This is a genomic window from Enterococcus sp. 4E1_DIV0656 (assembly GCF_002140695.1).
In the GTDB taxonomy this organism is placed as follows: domain Bacteria; phylum Bacillota; class Bacilli; order Lactobacillales; family Enterococcaceae; genus Enterococcus_D; species Enterococcus_D entomosocium.
This window is the reverse complement of sequence record NZ_NGLF01000001.1, coordinates 1825218-1844262: the sequence shown is the minus strand read 5'-3', so window position 1 is coordinate 1844262 and position 19045 is coordinate 1825218. Positions and strand designations below refer to the sequence as shown.

Below are 19045 nucleotides of genomic sequence, written 5' to 3'. Positions count from 1 at the left end.
GCGGATAAGAGTTATTTTATCAATCCCGTTTTTTCTTAGAGCCCGCATTTTAATTGGATTTTACAGTTTGTGCAGGTACTACAGCCGCCGATTTCCTCAATGGTTCCTTCATGGCAGATGGGGCAGATTTCACCAGAGACGACGGGTTCATCTACTTGAACGACAGGCAGCGGTTCAACTTGTGCGGTCAGCTCATTTTCTACCGCTTCTAAGGTAAGTACTTGTGAATCTCGGCTGCCATCTACATAGACGGTCCCTCCTTTGGCTCCTCCTTCATAAAGATCTCGATAAACCTTGGCTACTTGGCTTACTGTATATCCTTTTGGTGCATTGACCGTTTTTGAAATGGAGCTATCCACCCAACGTTGAATGGTGCATTGCACACCGACATGTTCTTCGGGCGTCAACTCCATAGCGGAAATGAACCATGCCGGCAACTGCGCTTTGGTTCTTTCAGGATGATCCATCAGGTATTCGTCAACGATCTCCGCATTGATTTCAATAAACTTACCTAGTCGACCGCTTCTAAAATAAGAAAAGGAGTAGTAAGGTTCTAAACCGGTTGAAACTCCCGTCATCGTGCCTGTCGATCCTGTTGGTGCAACGGTCAAAAGATGAGAGTTACGAATGCCGAATCGCAGCACGCCTTCGTGGATGTGCGCTGGCATTTTTTTCATGTATCCTGTATCGACAAATTTCTTCCGCAACGCTTGCGTCTCTTGGTCATTTTTTCCAATCAGGAAGGGAAAGCTGCCTTTTTCTTTCGCCAATTCAATGGATGCCTCATAGGCAGTGACTGCCATTGCCTCGAAAATTTGATCAACGAATTGATTCCCTTCTGCCGATCCGTATTTTTTCCCACAGTAGATCAATAAATCTGCCAAGCCCATGATCCCTAATCCAACACGTCTTTCCCCTTTCGCCTGCTGCTCATTTTTGTCAAAAAAGTAAGGCGTTGCGTCAATAACATTGTCTTGGAAACGAACTGCTGTTTTCACGGTTTCTTTTAGTTTGGCAAAATCAACGGTGCCTTTCTGGCGATCCGCCATGTTTGCGAGATTGATGGCTGCCAAGTTACAGACGGCATAAGGGGTTAGGGGCTGTTCACCGCACGGATTGGTTGCCACGACTTTTTGTCCGTATGCTGTAGCATTCGTCATCTTGTTGGCATTATCGATAAAGAAAATACCAGGCTCAGCAGAATACGTTGCACAAAAAGTAATCAACTCCCATAACTCACGAGCTTTGATCCTTTGATAGGTTTTGACTTTATGACCAGCTGCTGCCCATTCTCGCACATCCCCGACTTCCGCCCATTTTGCATCATATTGCGCCATCTCTGCTTCTGAATAATTGTCAATATCTGGAAAGCGCAGCTCATACCACCCATCTGTCTTCACTGCTTCCATGAATTCTCCTGTCAAGCAGACTGAAATATTCGCACCAGTTAAGAAATCACTTTCTTTTACCGTATAGCTGCCACCTATTCGCAATTTTTCTTTTGCCTTTTGGATCATGTCATTATGTTCCTTATCTGACGATTCAGGCAGTTGCGCTAGATAAGTGAACATTTTTTCTTCCATTTTTGTCAAAGGATCAAATTGCAGTTTTTCATTGATCAGTTGTTTGATTGCTGCATTCGTGACTGCTTTTTTCAGGTGAAGCAATACAGCAGGATTTTGAACTTTAGAAAGAATAAACGTAAAAATATCTGGATGCCAATCTGCCATCATAATCATCTGCGCTCCGCGACGACTACCTCCTTGTTCGACAAGGTTCGTCAAGTTCGCCAAATCATTCAGCCAAGAAACTGCCCCAGAAGACCGACCGCTGACGCCGTGGACCACACTTGATTTTGGTCGCAAGGTCGACCCATTGGTTCCAACCCCGCCACCACGACTCATAATCTCCATGACTTCTTGTCGATGGACAGCAATCCCTTTTCGGGAATCATGGATGAAAGGCATCACAAAGCAATTGAAGTAGGTAACTTGAGAATTTGTTCCTGCTCCATAAAGTACTCTGCCTGCGGGAATTAGGTTTTGCGACACGATTTGTTGGTAAAACGTCTCAAGGAAGCGCTCCTGGTCATGGGACTCGTTGGCAGAAATCCCTTTGGCAACACGATGCGCCACTTGCTCAAAAAAGAGTTCTAACGGTTTTTCAATGTCACTTTTTCTTCTTTTCACAAGTCCACTGGCTTGTTCATCAGTATCTTCTAACGCTGAACGATAGGCCTCTTCCACTTCGATAGAGACTAGTTCCCCATCGATTGCTTTCACAATACCGATTCCTCGTGCAGGATATTTAGGATCAGCTTTCGTTGTCAAAATCACCAAATCATCCTTACCCAACGTTTGATGGGTTTGATCCTTGAATGAGTAACGATCCAACATAATCAAACGAGCGATTCCCTCAAATGTTTTGGTCATTTCCGGTGTGATCGCCGAAACTTCTTGGAACAACTTGATATCCTCGTTCAATTTCTCAATCGTTTGTTTTTTGTAGTCCATTTCTTTCCCTCTCCTTCTAAAAACACAACATATTGTGCTCCGTTTTTATTATCGTACTATATGATGTGTATTTCAATCTTGAATTATATTATTTTCCATGTATAATGAGAATGATTATCAATTAGAAAGTCGGCGATTTTCATGCTTCCTCCCCAATCCAAGGTATTCTCCGTTCAAAGAATTTCTCATTTAGCACTGCTCACCGCAGCGTGTATCGTTGGACGGTTGGTTTTTGTCTTTATCCCTAACGTTCAGCCTATGAGTGCCCTTTTATTTTTAGTGGCTTTTTCTTACTGCTTAACCGATGCGTTGATGATTGCCTTGCTAAGTTTGCTCGGAACAAATATCTATTTAGGCATGGGTCCCTGGACGATCAGTCAATTGGCTGCACTTACCGGCACCATCGTTCTTTTTCAACAGCTTGGAAAAATCCCGATCATCAAGAAAAATCGTATCCTGCAAGCTTTCTTTGCCTTTCTTTGCGGACTTCTTTATGGCTTGATCGTTTCGTTGATGGAGGTTTGGCTTTATCAGTTTCCTTCGTTTCTTGCCTATTACCTTCAAGGACTACGGTTCGATTTCTTTCATGCCAGTGGAAACTTCGTCTTTTATTTGCTTTTATGGCCAGTATTTGAGCGAATAACACCCAACTCCTATAAATTGAAGAAAAAAAACCAGTGATTTCGATGGAATGAAGAATCCAGCTAACTTTGTTTTCGTGTTTCTTTGAAAGAATGTTAGCGCAAAGTTATTGTTAGAAAAACAAAAAAACTATGGCTACTCTTCTGTTTCCTTTGCTTAAAAATCTATCCAAAAAGTACCAGCTAAAAGCCTTTCGAAAGGGTTTCTTTCATCTTTATGCGTCCATTCATTTAAATGAAACGTTCTCTATTTCATCCACGCCCTTGACCGAATGTAGTAGCATTTCTTTCAGATTATTAATGAATGATGATGTTTGCTTTTTCTATCATCAGAAATTTATTATTTTTTTTAAATAACAATTTAATTTTTCTTGACCAAAAGAATTCAGAGGTTTATCCTAACTATGGAAAATCAATGACTGGATAAAAAAGAGCAGCTGAAATTTTTTTATTCAATTTGACCTTTGACATTTGTGAAAAAGTGCATAAGAAACTTGATAGTGATCAAGCACTTATGGAAAGAAATTTTTTTCTCACTAAATTTCAAAAAACGCTCTATTTTAACCAGTCAGAAAAATCATTTTAAGAAGGAGAAAGCGATGAATGAGAAACAATTACGCTGGTATAATATTGCGCTGATGGCGTTCGTCTCTGTTTGGGGACTGGGAAATGTTGTAAACAATTACGCTCAACAAGGATTGACTGTTGTTGTTTCGTGGCTATTAATCATGGCTCTTTATTTTGTACCCTATGCATTAAGTGTTGGTCAGTTAGGATCGACCTTCAAAGAGTCAAGTGGTGGGGTCTCCTCATGGATCAAAGAAACCTCAACAAAGCGGTTGGCTTTTTTTGCTGCTTGGACTTATTGGGTCGTGCACGTGCCCTATTTGGCACAAAAACCTCAAGGAATCTTAGTGTCCTTGAGTTGGTTATTTAAAGGAAATGGTACATTTGTATCGACGATGGGTTCCATGGAAGTCTCGTTGATTTGTTTAGCTATTTTTCTATTCTTTTTATGGATTGCCTCTAAAGGATTGACGACCTTAAAAATGATTGGGAACATCGCGGGAACAGCCATGTTCGTGATGTCGATTCTTTTTATTCTTTTAGCAGTCACCGCTCCAGCAATGACTGGTGCTGAAATTGCTACACCAAACATGTCATCTGTTTCAACCTATATCCCTAAATTTGACTTTACCTATTTAACCACGATCTCGATGCTGGTATTTGCGGTAGGCGGCTGTGAAAAAATCTCGCCTTACGTAAATAACACAAAAAATCCTGCAAAAGAATTTCCAAAAGGCATGATCTTTTTAGCTGGTATGGTGGCGTTATGTGCCTTGCTCGGCTCGATTGCTATGGGGATGCTTTTTGATGCCAACCATATTCCAGAAGATTTGATGGTCAACGGCGCTTATGAAGCCTTTCAACGACTTGGAAACTTCTACGGAATCGGCAACTTCTTTGTCATTCTTTATTCCATCGCCAATGCGTTGGCGCAAATCTCTGCTTTGGCCTTTTCAATTGATGCCCCATTGAAAATATTACTGTCTGATGCTGATTCAGAATTTGTACCAAATGGCTTAGCAAAACTAAACAAAAAAGGAACACCAGTAAATGGATATATTATGACTGGTATCCTAGTCAGCATTTTGATCATCATTCCAGCACTAGGAATCGGCAATATGACCGAACTGTACCGTTGGTTGCTGAACTTGAATTCAGTTGTCATGCCACTGCGTTACTTATGGGTCTTCTTAGCCTTTATGCTAGTCAACAAACACGCCAATCGCTTTACTTCCGATTATAAATTCGTGAAAAACACCAAAGTTGGCTTTGGGATTGGCTTATGGTGCTTCTTGTTCACGGCCTTTGCCTGCATTTTAGGGATGGTTCCTAAGCTTGATTATGCGGCAGATCCGCAAGCTTGGTTCTTCCAATTGGCCTTAAATATCATTACGCCGATCGCCTTTCTTTTGATTGGCTTGATCTTGCCAATCATTGCGAAACGTGTAAATAAAAAATAACCATTTGCTCAAAAAAGAGGTGTCCGACAACTATTTCGGTTGTCGGGCACCTCTTTCTTTGTAAATGAACTTCTCCGCCGTGCGAGGTATTTGCTCCATCCTCTTGCCGAAGCATTCATTCCTCTTTGTTGTACTCTTTGTTGTCCTTTTTGATTCCATACTTGATCCACTGCACCTTATAGCGGAAATCTTTGATCAGCTCTTTTGCGGTCCATTCATTCGAAATAAAATCTGTCAGACTATCCATCACGACCGCCATAATAAAGTAAAGGAAACTGACGGCTTCTTGCGTATCATGGATCGTGAAGCGATTTTCTTCCAACAGCTCCAACCATTGGCGAATCATGGGCGAATCGTCAGGGATCGCATCGCGCTTCGTCCAGGCATTGCTTTGAGTACATAAGTGGATCATTTTCCAATGATCATCTTCAGGTGACCATTGACTGCACCAAGCCAAGTATTCTTCGATCCCTTTGAAAAAATCATTTTTGTTGCGATTGATAAACGTAAAAATCGCAGAATGGATTTGGTTGGAATAGTTGGTGATCGCATAGTCATAGGCATCTTCTAAGTTTTGAAAGTACTTGTAAAACGCACCTCTAGAAATGTGCGATTTTTCGACGATGGCAGAGACCTTGACTTGACTGATATGCTTGCTGAAGAATTCTTCTAAAAGCACGGCATCGATTTTTTCTTTTTTCTCTTGTTTTAAATGAAAAAATGTTGTACTTGGCAAGGGATTCTCCTCCATCATTCGCAATCTACTCCCTCTATTATAAACAAATCCCTCTACTTTTCCACTCAGACTTGTGCAGTTTCTCTTGATGGGGCGTTTTGTTCGATGAGATTGCCATCTTCCATTCGGAAAATGCGATCACTCCATTGGATCATTCGCTCGTCGTGGGTGACCATGACTGTCGCTTTCTTTTTCTCATGTGCTTCTTTCACCAATAACTTCACGACTTCATACGCATGATCGGTGTCTAAGCTGGCAGTTGGTTCATCCGCTAAAATCAAACTTGGGTCATTAAACAACGCCCTGCCGATCGCCACTCGTTGACGTTCCCCACCAGATAAATCGCGGGGAAACTTGTCTTGAAGGTCGAGAATATCTAATGAAGCAAGCAATTCATCAACCCGTTCCTTTTCCTTGGCTTTTCCTGTAACTTTGTCGACCAAATAAAATTGTTCCTTTACCGTTAGAAAAGGGATCAAATTCGAGCTTTGCAAGATAAACCCAATCTCTTTAAAACGCAACTTCCCTCGTTGCTTTTCATTTAATTGGGAAAAGTTCACCTGGTTGATGATGATCTCTCCAGATGTTGGATTTTGTAAGCCGCCAGCGATGGTCAAAAAGGTACTTTTCCCTGAACCAGAAGGGCCGATGATACTGACAAACTCCCCTTCTTGAACATGAAAATTCAGTCCTTTTAATGCCGTTACTTCCGTATGTTGCTTGCCAAATTTTTTTATAATATCCTTCATTACTAAAATGTCTTTCATCTTTGTTACCCTCCTATTGCCGTTATTGGATCGACTTTTGTGACCGTCCGAATGGAGAATAAGCCGCCTAGAACTGCCACGAGAATCAAGATGCCGCTATAAAGCAGCCATTGCTTTAATTCAAAGAAAAATGGCATGGCATCTGGTAAAAACAAGCTGGTGCCGTATGCCGCCGCAAAGGCTAGGGCTACCCCGATCACTCCTACCATAAATGCTTGCGCAATAATTGATTTGGCAATGAAGCTGGTCCGAATCCCTTGGGCTTTCATCACACCAAAAATCGCTGTTTTTTGTAGGGTGATCACATACATGAAAATCCCCACGATTGCCGTTGCAACAACAAACAAGAAGTAGATCATGGCATTTAAGGTCAAGTTTTGGGCAGAAAATCCGGGAAGCTTTTCAATAAAGTCTTCCGTTGCCAACACTTTGAGCTGGGTTCCTTCTTGGTTATCGACTTTAGGATCACTTGATTTGGTCACAATGATATTGATTGGCTGCTCCTTGTCAGATGCAAATGGTTGATTAGCAAACTTCATTTTCGTCCAAGTATCGAGGGAAGTATAAATCACTGGTGACACCGTATAAGACGTTTCTGGGGTGATCCCAACGACTTTGAAGGTTTCATCTGAGCGTCCGATTTTCACTTGATCCCCGACCTTGATACCTTCTTCTGCTAAGTTTTCTGAAATCGTGATCTCATTTTCTTTTGAAAACAGCTTGCCCTCTAAGACTTCTGGTAACAAGAACGCATCGTCTTGTGTACCAAAAACAGTCACATTGACTTGTTCATCGTTGACCGTAATGACACTGCTGTATAAACCAATTGGGGCTTTTTGTGTCCCTTCTACACGGTCTAAATCCCCTCTCGTCAATTGCGAAGCCGCAAATGTGTCATTCGCATCTTCTGATAAAACGATCGCGGATGAATCCCAGTCGACGATGGCCTTTTTAAAATCCCAGTTAAGTCCGGTAGCTAAGCCAGACAATATAAAAACAACATAGGCGATCAAAAACATGATTCCTACGATCAACCCATATCTTAATTTTGAATAACGCATTTCTTTTATAGCCAGAAACATTGTTCTTTCCTCCTACTTTCCAAATATTGACAAAGTGTCACTTTTTGAAGAATACCACATAAGGTGACACTTTGTCACTTTTTACAACTCGGAAAGTTTGTAAGGTTGATCGATCATTCTTTTTCTGTCATTCACTGAGGATGTTTTTTCCTAAAGGAGTGTGAATAAAGAGAGTTGAATACTGGGCGTTTCGCGTAAAATACGCCATTTCCTTTTAACATTCTTTGCTAGATGAAAAAAAGCATGGCAGACCGTAAATAGTCGAACCATGCTTTGGCAAAAACGAACACGAGGATTTCATTATTGGTGTTCTAGAGATCAGCTGACTTTGCTTTGTCCAATTGTGGAAATTACTGCTCGTAACTGATGACACGAAGTATCAAACTGCCGTTTTTCCTCAGGTGTAAGCGTCAATTCAATAATTTCGCGGACGCCGTTTTGGTCCACGACTGCAGGAACCCCTGTGAATAAATCGTTGATGCCATATTCCCCATTAAGGTAGGAAGATACCGGCAGAATCGCTTGCTCATCATTTAAGATCGCTCGAACGATTCTTGCGACACTCATCCCTATCCCGTAAAAAGTTGCTTGTTTTCGATCGATGATTTCATAGGCAGCATTTTTTACTCGTTCAGAAAGAACCGCTAGATCGGCAACGGTCAAACGATCCTTTTGCTTGATCAATTCTACGATCGGTTTCCCACCGATCGTTGTATGGGACCAGACAGCGACTTCCGAGTCACCGTGTTCCCCAATGATGTACCCATGAATATTCCGTGGATCGATGGCTAATTTTGCCGCCACTTCTTTTCGAAGTCTTGTGGTATCGAGGGTCGTTCCCGTACCAACGACCCGATTGGCTGGCAACCCGGACACACGCCATGCTTGATAAGTTAAGACATCGACTGGGTTTGAAGCGATAACAAGCACGCCATCAAAGCCTGAAGCCATCACTTGTTTTGTGACGCTTGCCATAATTTCGGCGTTCACATCAATCAATTCAAGCCGTGTTTGTCCTGGCTTTTGGTTGACCCCTGCGGTAATAACCACGATGTCAGCATCTTTACATTCCGAGTACTCTCCAGCCCAAACTTTGATGTTTTCTTGCCCCCATGACATACCGTCTAACAAATCGAGGGCTTCTCCTTCTGCTTTGTCACGATTGACATCGATCAAGACTAACTCATTGATCAGTCCTTGATTGATCATGGAATACGCAATGCTCGTTCCAACGAAACCTGTTCCGACAACGACAACTTTTCTGCTTGTACTTTTCATGTGCGATCCCTTCCTTTTCTTTTCAAATACTTGTGCTATTGTTTTGCGTATATTATGTATTTTCTCAAAAAATGTATGTTCTCTTGTGTACTCTTGTGTTTCCTTAATAACTATGACCGGCAATCAGCGCTTTGGCTTGCTGATACAAATGAATTGCATATTTTCCTAACACATAGCAGACGACAATCACGGCAAAGCTTGTTTCAATAATCGTTAAGGCTTGTAGAAACCCAAATATCAGTGGGTGATTCGCAAAAAACTGCGCTGATTTGAACATAGCAGTCGCTGAAATCACAAGAGGAAACGTAAATGCCGCATAGCTTGGGTAAAAGCCGACTGCCAGCATGTTTTTCATATAAGCGACGACACAAAAATAAATCGTTTGTGACAATAACAGCATAAAGGCGACAAACCAAGCAGAGCCTTGTTCAAATACGGAAAGGTAACCTGCTAAGCAAAGAGAACCTGGTGCTGTTAAAATCGTGATCAAAGGAACTGCCGCACGTTCCGTCAGCTTCTGATGGACGATTCGTTTTAAAATAATCGGCAAAAGCGCAAAATACAATACCAATGCGATCCAGACGATCACTTCCCCCAGCTCTTTAAAAAAGACAGCAGAAGTATTGGGAATGACGCCAATACCGACGAAGGTAATAAACCAGCTCGGATAAATGTATTCCAGCGAAAGGTCGACAGGCAAAATATGCACGACAACAAAATAGATCATTAAAGCAAAATGTAAGCCGATAGCCCCCCACCAGAGCAGATCATTCATCACTGCATCGGGAATGACCCGTTCAAAAACAGTGGAAATCACCATCAGCGCCATCGTAAAGGTCGGCGCCACAGAAGCAACGATTGGGTTTTGCAACTCTGACATCGTGTGCTTAAATGTAAAGCATACTTTCAGAAGGAAGAGCCCCATGATGAAAATACCAAGGGTGCAAAACGCATTTCCAACCGTCTCCATTCCTTCTGAATACAATAAATTCCCCAATGACACAGTGCCTAAAATCAAGCCACAAATCGGGATTGGCAATGAATGTAAAAAATGCTGGATCGATGTTTTCATCAACTCATCCTTTCTAAACGTATGAAAATTTCAACTAAATTTGCTTTCTTTTTTCTCTACACTTATACTATAATCACCTGATAACTATTTGTAAAATTATACTTTTAAATACTAATTATAAATCTGTCTCTTATACACATCTAGATGTGTATAAGAGACAGAATATGCACGACAACAAAATAGATCATTAAAGCAAAATGTAAGCCGATAGCCCCCCACCAGAGCAGATCATTCATCACTGCATCGGGAATGACCCGTTCAAAAACAGTGGAAATCACCATCAGCGCCATCGTAAAGGTCGGCGCCACAGAAGCAACGATTGGGTTTTGCAACTCTGACATCGTGTGCTTAAATGTAAAGCATACTTTCAGAAGGAAGAGCCCCATGATGAAAATACCAAGGGTGCAAAACGCATTTCCAACCGTCTCCATTCCTTCTGAATACAATAAATTCCCCAATGACACAGTGCCTAAAATCAAGCCACAAATCGGGATTGGCAATGAATGTAAAAAATGCTGGATCGATGTTTTCATCAACTCATCCTTTCTAAACGTATGAAAATTTCAACTAAATTTGCTTTCTTTTTTCTCTACACTTATACTATAATCACCTGATAACTATTTGTAAAATTATACTTTTAAATACTAATTATAAATATTATTAATAATAAAGGAGTCCCCAAAATGATTGAATTGCTCAAAACCTTCATTGTTGTTTATGAAACGAGAAACTTTAGTCTTGCCGCCAAACAACTCTATAAAACTCAACCAACGATTTCCTTGCAAATCCAACGCTTAGAGGCCGAACTTGGCTTCAAACTTTTTGAACGTAAAGGAAAACAATTGATTTTACCCACCAGCCAAGCGGAGTTTTTGTATCCTCGTGTGGTCGAGTCTCTCCGCTCATTGTCCACTATTTTTTCGCAAGCCAAAGACACCAAAAATTTTAAAACAGAGTGTGTACTCGCTTGTTCGAATACGACCGCCGTCTACTTACTGCCCAGCATCATGGCGCAGCTGATTGAAGAATTTCCAACGTTTGCCTTTGAAATCAAAATCATGAATTCTCAAGAAGTAATCGATGCCGTCGAATCAAACAAAGCCCATATTGGGCTGATAGAAAAATCAATCGTTTCGCCATTGATCCAAAAAGAATTCGTTTATCGCGATGAATTGGTGTTAGCAGGCAACCTCGCTTCTGATTTTTGGGTCTTGCGGGAAAACGACTCGGGGATGTACTACATTAACGAAACCTATCTGTACGCACAGCACTTGCATCCGCAAATCATCAAAGCCAATAACAGCGAAGTGATTTTGTCCCTACTAAAACAAAACATCGGCAAATCGATCATCTCGAAACTTTCATTACCAGAAGAGTTGCCTTGGCAGGAACTTGATCCAGAGTACCGCTATCGTGATCTTTTTATCATTCAGAATCGTCAGCGTGCGACGCCGGAGACCGGAGAGATTTATGAGGAGATTAAACGGCTGTTGTTGGAAAGGAATAGAGCTGCTGGTACTGGTGAATCGAGAAGATAACAAAATATCCTTTATACTGATTCTTAAGAAAATTTCTCAGAATCAGTATAAAGGATTTCCATCAGACAACTTCGATTTTTTGCAAAAAAACAAAATACATTTATGCGACGTTAAATACTAAAGAATATCTCGTTTCCATACTTAAATCATACCCACATAGTTCTTTAAAATAGCTTTGATAGTCATTTTCAATGATACGGATAATTTCTTCGCTTGGTAGTTCTTCAAATTTAATCAATTCAACTAATAGGTTTAATTTTGCATCAATTCCCAAAATTCTTGGCAGCACACTCCAAAAATTTTCTTTTGAGATTTCATCAGTTAGTTGGTTTAAACGCCGCAACAAATCAATTAAATAGTCTTTCAAATCTTTTTCTTTTCTTGATGCATTCCTAAATTCTTTTTGATAATAGCTGCTATATTCTTCTTTCATTGTGAATAGCATGATTCATAAGGTCCTCTCTATGTGATTATTTCTTTCTAATGCGTTCCAAAAAATAGTGAACATTTTTTGGAAGCTAATAAAATACATGCCTCTCGATAAAGTAGTTTAATAGGTGAGATAATGTATGAATGATACTCTTGAAACCTCTTCTTTAAAAAAATTTCCAGATGTAATTTATGAAGAAGCGACAATAGCCAATAAAAATCTCCTTCATTATGGGAGTCACTCTTGATCAACAAAAAACGATCAAGATGTAAAAGTGATTTTAAACATGCTATTAACGTCGGATTCATTGAATCCCCCTTGAATCCGAACGAGTTGGAAAGAGAAGATCCCCCAAAGAATACTGATAACCGCCAGTCTACTATTAAACATTTTACTTTTATTTTACATCACTGCCGATACCACTAAGCATTCATTTTGAGCAACTGACGTTCTTCTTTTAATACTTGTAAGACTTTTGATGTTAAGGTTCTATCGAGCATTTTCTCTTCCTGCTTTACTACCTTCATTTCCTTATTGACTCTTTTAGTTACACCTTTCCATAATAAGATTCATTCATCTTTTACTTGCCTCTTTTATTATTGCTTATTTCGGTGTGATATATTGAACCAACGAGGAACGAGCTAGATCATTGCCAATCACTCGGTAAGAAATCGTTGTACCACCATAAACGTTTGCTTCGGAAATTAAAATACCATTCGGTCCAACCGCTTCTACAAATGCGACATGACCATACCTGGGATCCGACCCAGCTGTCCCGTGGCTGAAAGAAATCAAGGTCCCGGCTTTTGGGGTTCGACTAACTTGATAACCTAATCTAAGACCAGTAGTTCCCCAATCTCCCCCATTTCCCATGTAATCATCTACACGACCACCTAATTGTGCGACTCGATTAAATGCATACCAAGTACACTGACCTACAGGATAAGAACCAGAAGTATTATAATCTTTCCCATTATAAGCTGGGAAAGTCATTAACTCCCGATATTCATTTGGAACTTCTTCCAATCCTTTAATGAAGACACCACTTTGTTGTGATTGATCCTCATCGTATTGGGTCAACTCGTAAACAGCAATCAAAGAATTCAATTTCTGATTATAGCTAGTGTCTGTTGCATAGGTTCCGGTTAAAGCATCAGTTGCACGCAAATAGTTTTTTGCTTCTGAGCGCCAGACTGATTTATAAAAAAATGAATCGTGGGAAACGCCTCCGCGAATCAATGCAATATAATCTGTTAACGATTCATCGTAACTTGGATAAACACGAAAAGCATCTTGAATTTCAATCATTTCGCCATTTCCTAAATCCTCTTTGGTAGTCATCACTACTGCACCTTCTCGATAACTTCCTTTAATACCGAAAAGGTTATAATAGGGTGCCTTTGATAAAAGACTACTACCGTTGCCACTTTCTAAAATAGCTTGCGCAATCAAGACTGAAGCAAAGACGTCATACTCTTGCCCTAGTTTCCGAGCTTTTTCACTAATTTGTTTGATAAATTCATGTGTAGCAGTATTAAATTGGAAATCAAGTTGTGCTGGATAATTTTTCACCAACTCTTTACCTACTTCAGTTAACTCTGGTGATTGCGCACGTTTAATCAATAATGAAATGTTTTCTTCATCCCATTCTTCTTGATCGACCTGTTGATAGGACAGCTTCTCAAGATAAACCACTGAAGTCGCTGATTGATTTAAATCAACGTCTTCATTCACTTCATCTTCTTGAGATTCTTGTTCCAATGTTTCTGACATTTCTTGTGTACCAATTGTCCCATAATAATCGTTTCCTAGCCAAATTCCCAATAATTGATTCCCTTCCGCAGTTTCCTTATAGAGAATATCACCAGGCTGTAATGAATTATAGGTTGATTCTTTCATATCAAGATTTTCTAGATTTGTCGCCAGTACTTCGTTATAAAGTTCTTTCAGCCAAGTATCGACTTCTTTACTCTCTATGTCATCTGCGCCAACCTGTCGAATGGTTTGATACACCAACGCAGCTTGCCAGGAGTGGTCAAAGCTAGCTAATAACGGTAATGTGAAACTCCCTAACGTTGATTCAGCCACTTCACTACTTCTAAATGCATCTGGAAGTTGATTCTCTGCACTATTGAGTAAACCTTCAAAAATTGTATCAATTTCTTGATCTGTAGCAGGTGGTCGAGTCACCGGAGCACTCGGTGGAAATGGATTAGCTCCTGAATCAGAACTTTGATCCTCTTGATTTGTTGAGGAAGTTGGTGGATCGGGCTGCACTGGTGCCTCAGAAGAAGGTGGTACTGTTTGTTCAGCTTCTGGTACTTCAGACGGAATCGTTTCTTCTATTGGGATATCTGGTTGCTGCGATTCTTCAGGTTTGTCTGACTCTTGTTCTTCAGTGTTTTCTTCCCCCAACTCTTCATCTTCCCAATGAGACTCTTCTGGAAAGTCGGTACTTTCATCGGAAGATTCACTTGACTCTTCTATTATTGGAACATAACCACTAGACAATTCGGTTTTGGAGCTGGTACTCATTGCTATATTCGATGTTACATTAGACGCTTGTCGCATACTCGAAACTAACTCTATGTTGGGTTCTTGCAAATCAACATTCGATTGCTTCCTTTCCTTTGAGAAGGTGGATTGGCTTGCGTCTTCTGATTTATCAGAAAGATGATCAGTTAAATTGCTTGCCAACAAAGTTGGTGTGGTAAAACTTTGTGCTGCTAATACACCTAGGCTGATTAGTGTGATACCTATCTTCTTATTTTTCATCTTAATACCTCCTCGCGCTTCATTCTCTCTTTCATTGTTTCTTGCTTTCCTATTTCTATTCAAATAAACGCTTTTTTTAAAAATGTTAGATTATTACACAAAAATTTATCTATATTAAATATTCTTTGTTCTTAGTATTTTGCAACAGTTGACCATACATGACCGATATCCGATAAAAATGGTATGATTATCTTGTTTCTGTTGACTGTTGCAAGAATGCTCTTTCACAAAAATTATTTGTATTCTTCAAAGTCATTAAATTGTAATTTATTATGTGCTAGCTGTTTTACTTTAAATTGCAAATCTTCAAAAAGATTTGTCACTTCGTCTTTTGTTTCATCTACGTCGAATAGAATCTCTTTTGCTCTCTCATGAATAGAACTAACACGTACTTCTGCTAATCGAATCATTTTATTGGCTTCTAACTGTGCTTCTTCGACAGTTCTTTTAGCTTTTCGTTTTGCGAATGCTAATACTTCACCAATTTCCTCTTCGAACTCTTCTTTCTCTTTTTGCAACTTCTCTTTTTCTTTTGTTAATTTACTCAACTCTTTTTTTAATTCTTGAACTTCTTGAATTTCTTCAAGTTCTGTCTCTAGTTCCTGAAGGTCCTGGATTGCTTTTGGAATATCTTTTTTTGTAATAACTAATTCTGCTATTTCTTTCTCAGAAAGCTTATCTTTCAAAGTATCAATCTCATGTTGTTTTTCTTCTAATTTTTCTTCATAGCTTTCTTCAACTTTGTTGATGGTTGCCTTTAACTGCTCTTTCTCGACCTGCCATTCATCATATCTTTTTTGTGTATCAGCAATAACATTGGTTAATTGGCTTTTTAGTTGTTCAATTCGATAATCTTCCGTATTTTCTTTTTCTAATTCTTCACTATTTAAATGATTAGGGCCGTATTGCTCTAATGATTGTGTTAATTCAATTACTTTTTGTGTTGCTTTATTTAGTTCGTGTGTAAGATATTGGTTATCCTTCTTACTAGTTTCGAATTTATTTTTTAACTCCTGATACGCTTCTTTTATTTCTGAATTTTTATTTTGATTTTCAATCTCTTCTAATTTTGTTCTTAACTCTAGGTTTTGTGTATTCAATTCACTTTCAACCATATTTTTTTGACTAACCATTTCTTCTAACTTAGTTGAAAGTTCATTTTTTTCATTTATTGCTTTTTGAAGTTCCTTTTCAGTCGTTTCCTTGACTTCAATAGCCAATCGTAATTGTTCCTTCAAATTACTTCCGTCTTTAGTCTCTTTGTTCTTTGATTCCAAGTCATTTTCAATTTTTTCTTTTTGGCTTGTAATCTCTTTTACTTTAGTTGAAAGTTCGTTTCTCTCTTTTAATGATTTTTGTAATTCCTTTTCAGTCGTTTCGTTTACTTCAAGAGCTAGTCGTAATTGTTCCTTTAAATTATTTCGATCTTCGGTAATCTTTTTTAAATTATTCTCCTGTTGCTTCTGGATTTCTTTTATTGCGCTAAGATCATTATTTATTCTTTGATGGTTTTTCTTACTCATCTCTAGTTCTTGAAGCAAATTGTTCTTCTCAGCTACTAATGTATTGACCTTTTTTTCAAGTTGTTCAGTTCGCTCTTGTTTCTTATTGTTATTCTCCTGAGAGTGCTCTTTGACTAATTTATCGCTTTCTAACTCAGACTCAGTGTCATATAGATCAATAGACTCAACATTTACTTCTTGAATTTCATCTAATAATTTTTTGTAAAAACTTTTTTCTTTCTTAGCCATTCGTTATTACTTCTCCTTTTTGCTCTACTTTTTCTTTGACTTCAGTCTTATTTTCATTTTCTTGCTCCACACTATCATCGCCCTTTTCAAGCAATTCTAGTTCACCAGAATCTGTCCTTAAAAATACTTCATCAGAAATCATAGTTTCTGTATCGCTATCAAAAATTTGAATGTTTGCCTGATTTAAAAAACTTATGTCTTGAACTTCGCTTAAATAAACTTCGATATTTTCCTGTATCTTTGGTAGATCTTGTTGATTATTTACTTCAATATAGATTGACAAAATTAAGTATTGTAAAGGTACATTATTAGTGATGATTGACACAGTACGACCAAAATAGGGCGTAAGATCCCTGCCTATTTTTTCTTCATAAACAAAACGCTCTTCTGGCGTTATCTGTGCAAGGAGATCTTTCCAATCAATCTCAGAAAGACCAATACCTTCTTCCGGATAGCTATAGATTGATAGTTCCAAAAATTTTTCTTGTGCTTTTGATAATTCATCTACTTGTTTTTCTAGTTTCGTTAATTCTCCCGAAACATTTTCTACATACTTCTTATCTTTCATTTGTAATGTTCCTAATGTAATTAGGCTAAGGAGCATTGTGGCAGTCACACCTAAAATAATCCAGATATTTACACTTTGCTGTATTTGCTTAAAAACTATTAATTTTTTTTTTAGCAGCAAATCATTTCCAATTGCTAATTCTGTTTTCTTTAATTGTCGCTCTTTAAAAATCCTCCATGAGATGAGTATTAATAAGGCTATGCTCACGAGAAGCACAGATAAATAGATATACAATTTTTTCACCCTATCTTAATTGAGTTTTTTGGTACACAGTCTGTTCCATTGGAAAAGTAAGTATTAATTTAATTTTTAAGTAGATTCAAAAAAATCATTATGATATTCCACTGTCTCTATCAATTCTCCTTGAATTACTAGTCTTCTTGTTCCTCTGGCATCATCACATGTCACAAGAGTAATCATCTTCCGATCGGGGATATCTTCAATTAAATACGTACTTTCTGGGTTTACGATTTCTTTAAAAGAAACACTGTAGATATAAACTTGTTCCAAGTCTGTTATGTAAATCAAATCATTGATTTCCACATGCTCTAAAGGCCTAAATAATAAGCTTCTACTTTCACTTCTATGACTTGCAAGACTATAGTTTCCCTCTCCCATAACTTGGTCTTGTTTCATAGTTCCTGCTCCAAAACTTAATGTAAAATCTGTTACTCCAAAAAAAATAGGTAAATCAATACCTACACTTGGAATTAAAATTGCGCCCATCGTCCTATCCTTAGCTATTGTTTCGTTATTTTCATCTAGCTGTAATCTGACAATCGAAGACAAACTTGTTAATGAGATTGACTCAAAATCAAAACTGTTTTCTTCAATGGGATCATTTTCTAATTCTGTTAATTTTTCATGATTCTCCTTCACTTGTTCCTTTGTCATATTTTCGATGGAAAACTGTTTTACATTCATATTAATGATTTGATTTTTTAGAGGAACACTAAAAATAGCTATTGCCCCTAAAATTATTAAAAATACTATGAGTATATTGGATATATACTTCTTCAGCGTGTCTTTAGCCATATACATTGACCTCTAAACTATTAATCCTTAAAATTGTTGATAGAACACGAAGAGTGTGTTCTATCAACAATCCAATTTTTATTTCTTTCTATTTTTATTTCTTTTTCTTTTTCTTTCTATTCCACAATCCAAATCCAGCACCTACAGATGCTAAACCACCAACAACTGAGGCTGCAATCGAGGAAGAACCTGTTTGTGGTAATTTGCTACCCGGTTTCTTATTGCCAGATCCTGAATCGGAATCCGCATCAGCATCTGAATCGGAATCAGCATCCGCATCTGAATCGGAATCGGCGTCCGCATCCGCATCCGCATCTGAATCTGAATCTGAGTCGGAATCTGAGTCGGCATCCGCATCCGCATCGGCGTCTGAATCAGCATCAGCGTCTGAATCGGAATCGGAATCAGCATCAGCGTCTGAATCGGAATCTGAATCGGCGTCCGCATCAGCATCGGCATCAGCATCGGCATCAGCATCAGCATCGGCGTCGGCATCTGAATCGGAATCTGAATCTGCATCCGCATCGGAATCCGCATCGGCGTCCGCATCCGCATCTGAATCGGAATCAGCATCCGCATCAGCATCGGCGTCCGCATCTGAATCGGAATCGGCGTCCGCATCAGCATCTGAATCGGAATCAGCATCCGCATCAGCATCGGAATCGGAATCGGAATCGGAGTCCGCATCTGAATCGGCGTCTGCATCGGCATCCGCATCCGCATCTGAATCGGCGTCCGCATCTGAATCGGCGTCCGCATCGGAATCGGAATCTGAATCTGAGTCGGAATCTGAGTCGGCATCCGCATCCGCATCGGCGTCTGAATCAGCATC

Annotated in this window: 16 protein-coding genes; 3 read left to right on the top strand and 13 right to left on the bottom strand. The window is 39.2% G+C overall.

From position 1 onward, the window contains the following. Nucleotides 1-35 precede the first annotated feature (35 nt). The gene (locus tag A5882_RS08640) at nt 36-2513 is read right to left on the bottom strand and encodes a vitamin B12-dependent ribonucleotide reductase (protein ID WP_086372668.1); all 2478 of its coding nucleotides are present in this window, start codon (nt 2511-2513) and stop codon (nt 36-38) included. Nucleotides 2514-2654: 141 nt separating this feature from the next. On the opposite strand from A5882_RS08640, the gene A5882_RS08635 reads away from it, so the two are divergent. Together A5882_RS08635 and A5882_RS08630 are read left to right on the top strand one after the other, a co-directional pair. Then, on the top strand, nt 2655-3194 hold the full coding sequence (locus A5882_RS08635) for a hypothetical protein (RefSeq protein ID WP_086372667.1): 540 nt from the start codon (nt 2655-2657) through the stop codon (nt 3192-3194). A 559-nt stretch (nt 3195-3753) separates the two neighbouring features. After that, entirely contained in the window at nt 3754-5181 is a 1428-nt protein-coding gene (locus tag A5882_RS08630) for an APC family permease (RefSeq protein ID WP_005225272.1), read from the top strand. A 115-nt stretch (nt 5182-5296) separates the two neighbouring features. Here A5882_RS08630 and A5882_RS08625 read toward each other — a convergent pair whose 3' ends face one another. The 6 genes from A5882_RS08625 to A5882_RS08600 all read right to left on the bottom strand — a co-directional run bounded on the left by A5882_RS08625 (nt 5297) and on the right by A5882_RS08600 (nt 10649). Further along, nucleotides 5297-5935: a TetR family transcriptional regulator gene (locus A5882_RS08625; RefSeq protein ID WP_016613761.1), complete on the bottom strand. Its 639-nt coding sequence runs from the start codon at nt 5933-5935 to the stop codon at nt 5297-5299. A gap of 47 nt (nt 5936-5982) precedes the next feature. Continuing rightward, a complete protein-coding gene (locus A5882_RS08620; RefSeq protein WP_086372666.1) occupies nt 5983-6684 on the bottom strand; it encodes an ABC transporter ATP-binding protein in 702 nt (233 codons plus the stop codon). Nucleotides 6685-6689: 5 nt separating this feature from the next. After that, a complete protein-coding gene (locus A5882_RS08615) occupies nt 6690-7766 on the bottom strand; it encodes an ABC transporter permease (RefSeq protein WP_005237408.1) in 1077 nt (358 codons plus the stop codon). A gap of 318 nt (nt 7767-8084) precedes the next feature. Then, nucleotides 8085-9044 carry an L-lactate dehydrogenase gene (locus A5882_RS08610; RefSeq protein WP_034878749.1) on the bottom strand — a complete coding sequence of 320 codons (960 nt, stop codon included), beginning with the start codon at nt 9042-9044 and terminating at the stop codon, nt 8085-8087. A 103-nt stretch (nt 9045-9147) separates the two neighbouring features. After that, nucleotides 9148-10116 carry a TDT family transporter gene (locus tag A5882_RS08605; RefSeq protein WP_042890594.1) on the bottom strand — a complete coding sequence of 323 codons (969 nt, stop codon included), beginning with the start codon at nt 10114-10116 and terminating at the stop codon, nt 9148-9150. 140 nt (nt 10117-10256) lie between these two features. After that, nucleotides 10257-10649, bottom strand: coding sequence for a hypothetical protein (locus A5882_RS08600; RefSeq protein WP_254908475.1), 393 nt, complete (start codon nt 10647-10649; stop codon nt 10257-10259). Nucleotides 10650-10799: 150 nt separating this feature from the next. Here A5882_RS08600 and A5882_RS08595 point away from each other — a divergent pair, with 150 nt between their 5' ends. Next, nucleotides 10800-11654, top strand: coding sequence for a LysR family transcriptional regulator (locus A5882_RS08595; RefSeq protein ID WP_008377207.1), 855 nt, complete (start codon nt 10800-10802; stop codon nt 11652-11654). A 100-nt stretch (nt 11655-11754) separates the two neighbouring features. Here the strand turns inward: A5882_RS08595 and A5882_RS08590 are convergent, their stop codons facing one another. The 6 genes from A5882_RS08590 to A5882_RS19785 all read right to left on the bottom strand — a co-directional run. Next, complete coding sequence (locus A5882_RS08590) at nt 11755-12099, bottom strand: hypothetical protein (protein ID WP_005237412.1); 345 nt, start codon at nt 12097-12099, stop codon at nt 11755-11757. Between the two features lie 588 nt (nt 12100-12687). Continuing rightward, a complete protein-coding gene (locus A5882_RS08580; protein WP_233499090.1) occupies nt 12688-14859 on the bottom strand; it encodes a glucosaminidase domain-containing protein in 2172 nt (723 codons plus the stop codon). 233 nt (nt 14860-15092) lie between these two features. Continuing rightward, a complete protein-coding gene (locus tag A5882_RS08575; RefSeq protein WP_008377200.1) occupies nt 15093-16610 on the bottom strand; it encodes a hypothetical protein in 1518 nt (505 codons plus the stop codon). Next, a complete protein-coding gene (locus A5882_RS08570) occupies nt 16603-17421 on the bottom strand; it encodes a hypothetical protein (protein WP_016613756.1) in 819 nt (272 codons plus the stop codon). The genes A5882_RS08575 and A5882_RS08570 overlap by 8 nt, the downstream gene beginning before the upstream one ends. 66 nt (nt 17422-17487) lie before the next feature. After that, nucleotides 17488-18213 carry a class A sortase gene (locus A5882_RS08565; protein WP_225869262.1) on the bottom strand — a complete coding sequence of 242 codons (726 nt, stop codon included), beginning with the start codon at nt 18211-18213 and terminating at the stop codon, nt 17488-17490. Nucleotides 18214-18307: 94 nt separating this feature from the next. Then, a partial coding sequence (locus A5882_RS19785) for an LPXTG cell wall anchor domain-containing protein (RefSeq protein WP_176462015.1) occupies nt 18308-19045 on the bottom strand: 738 nt, incomplete at its 5' end.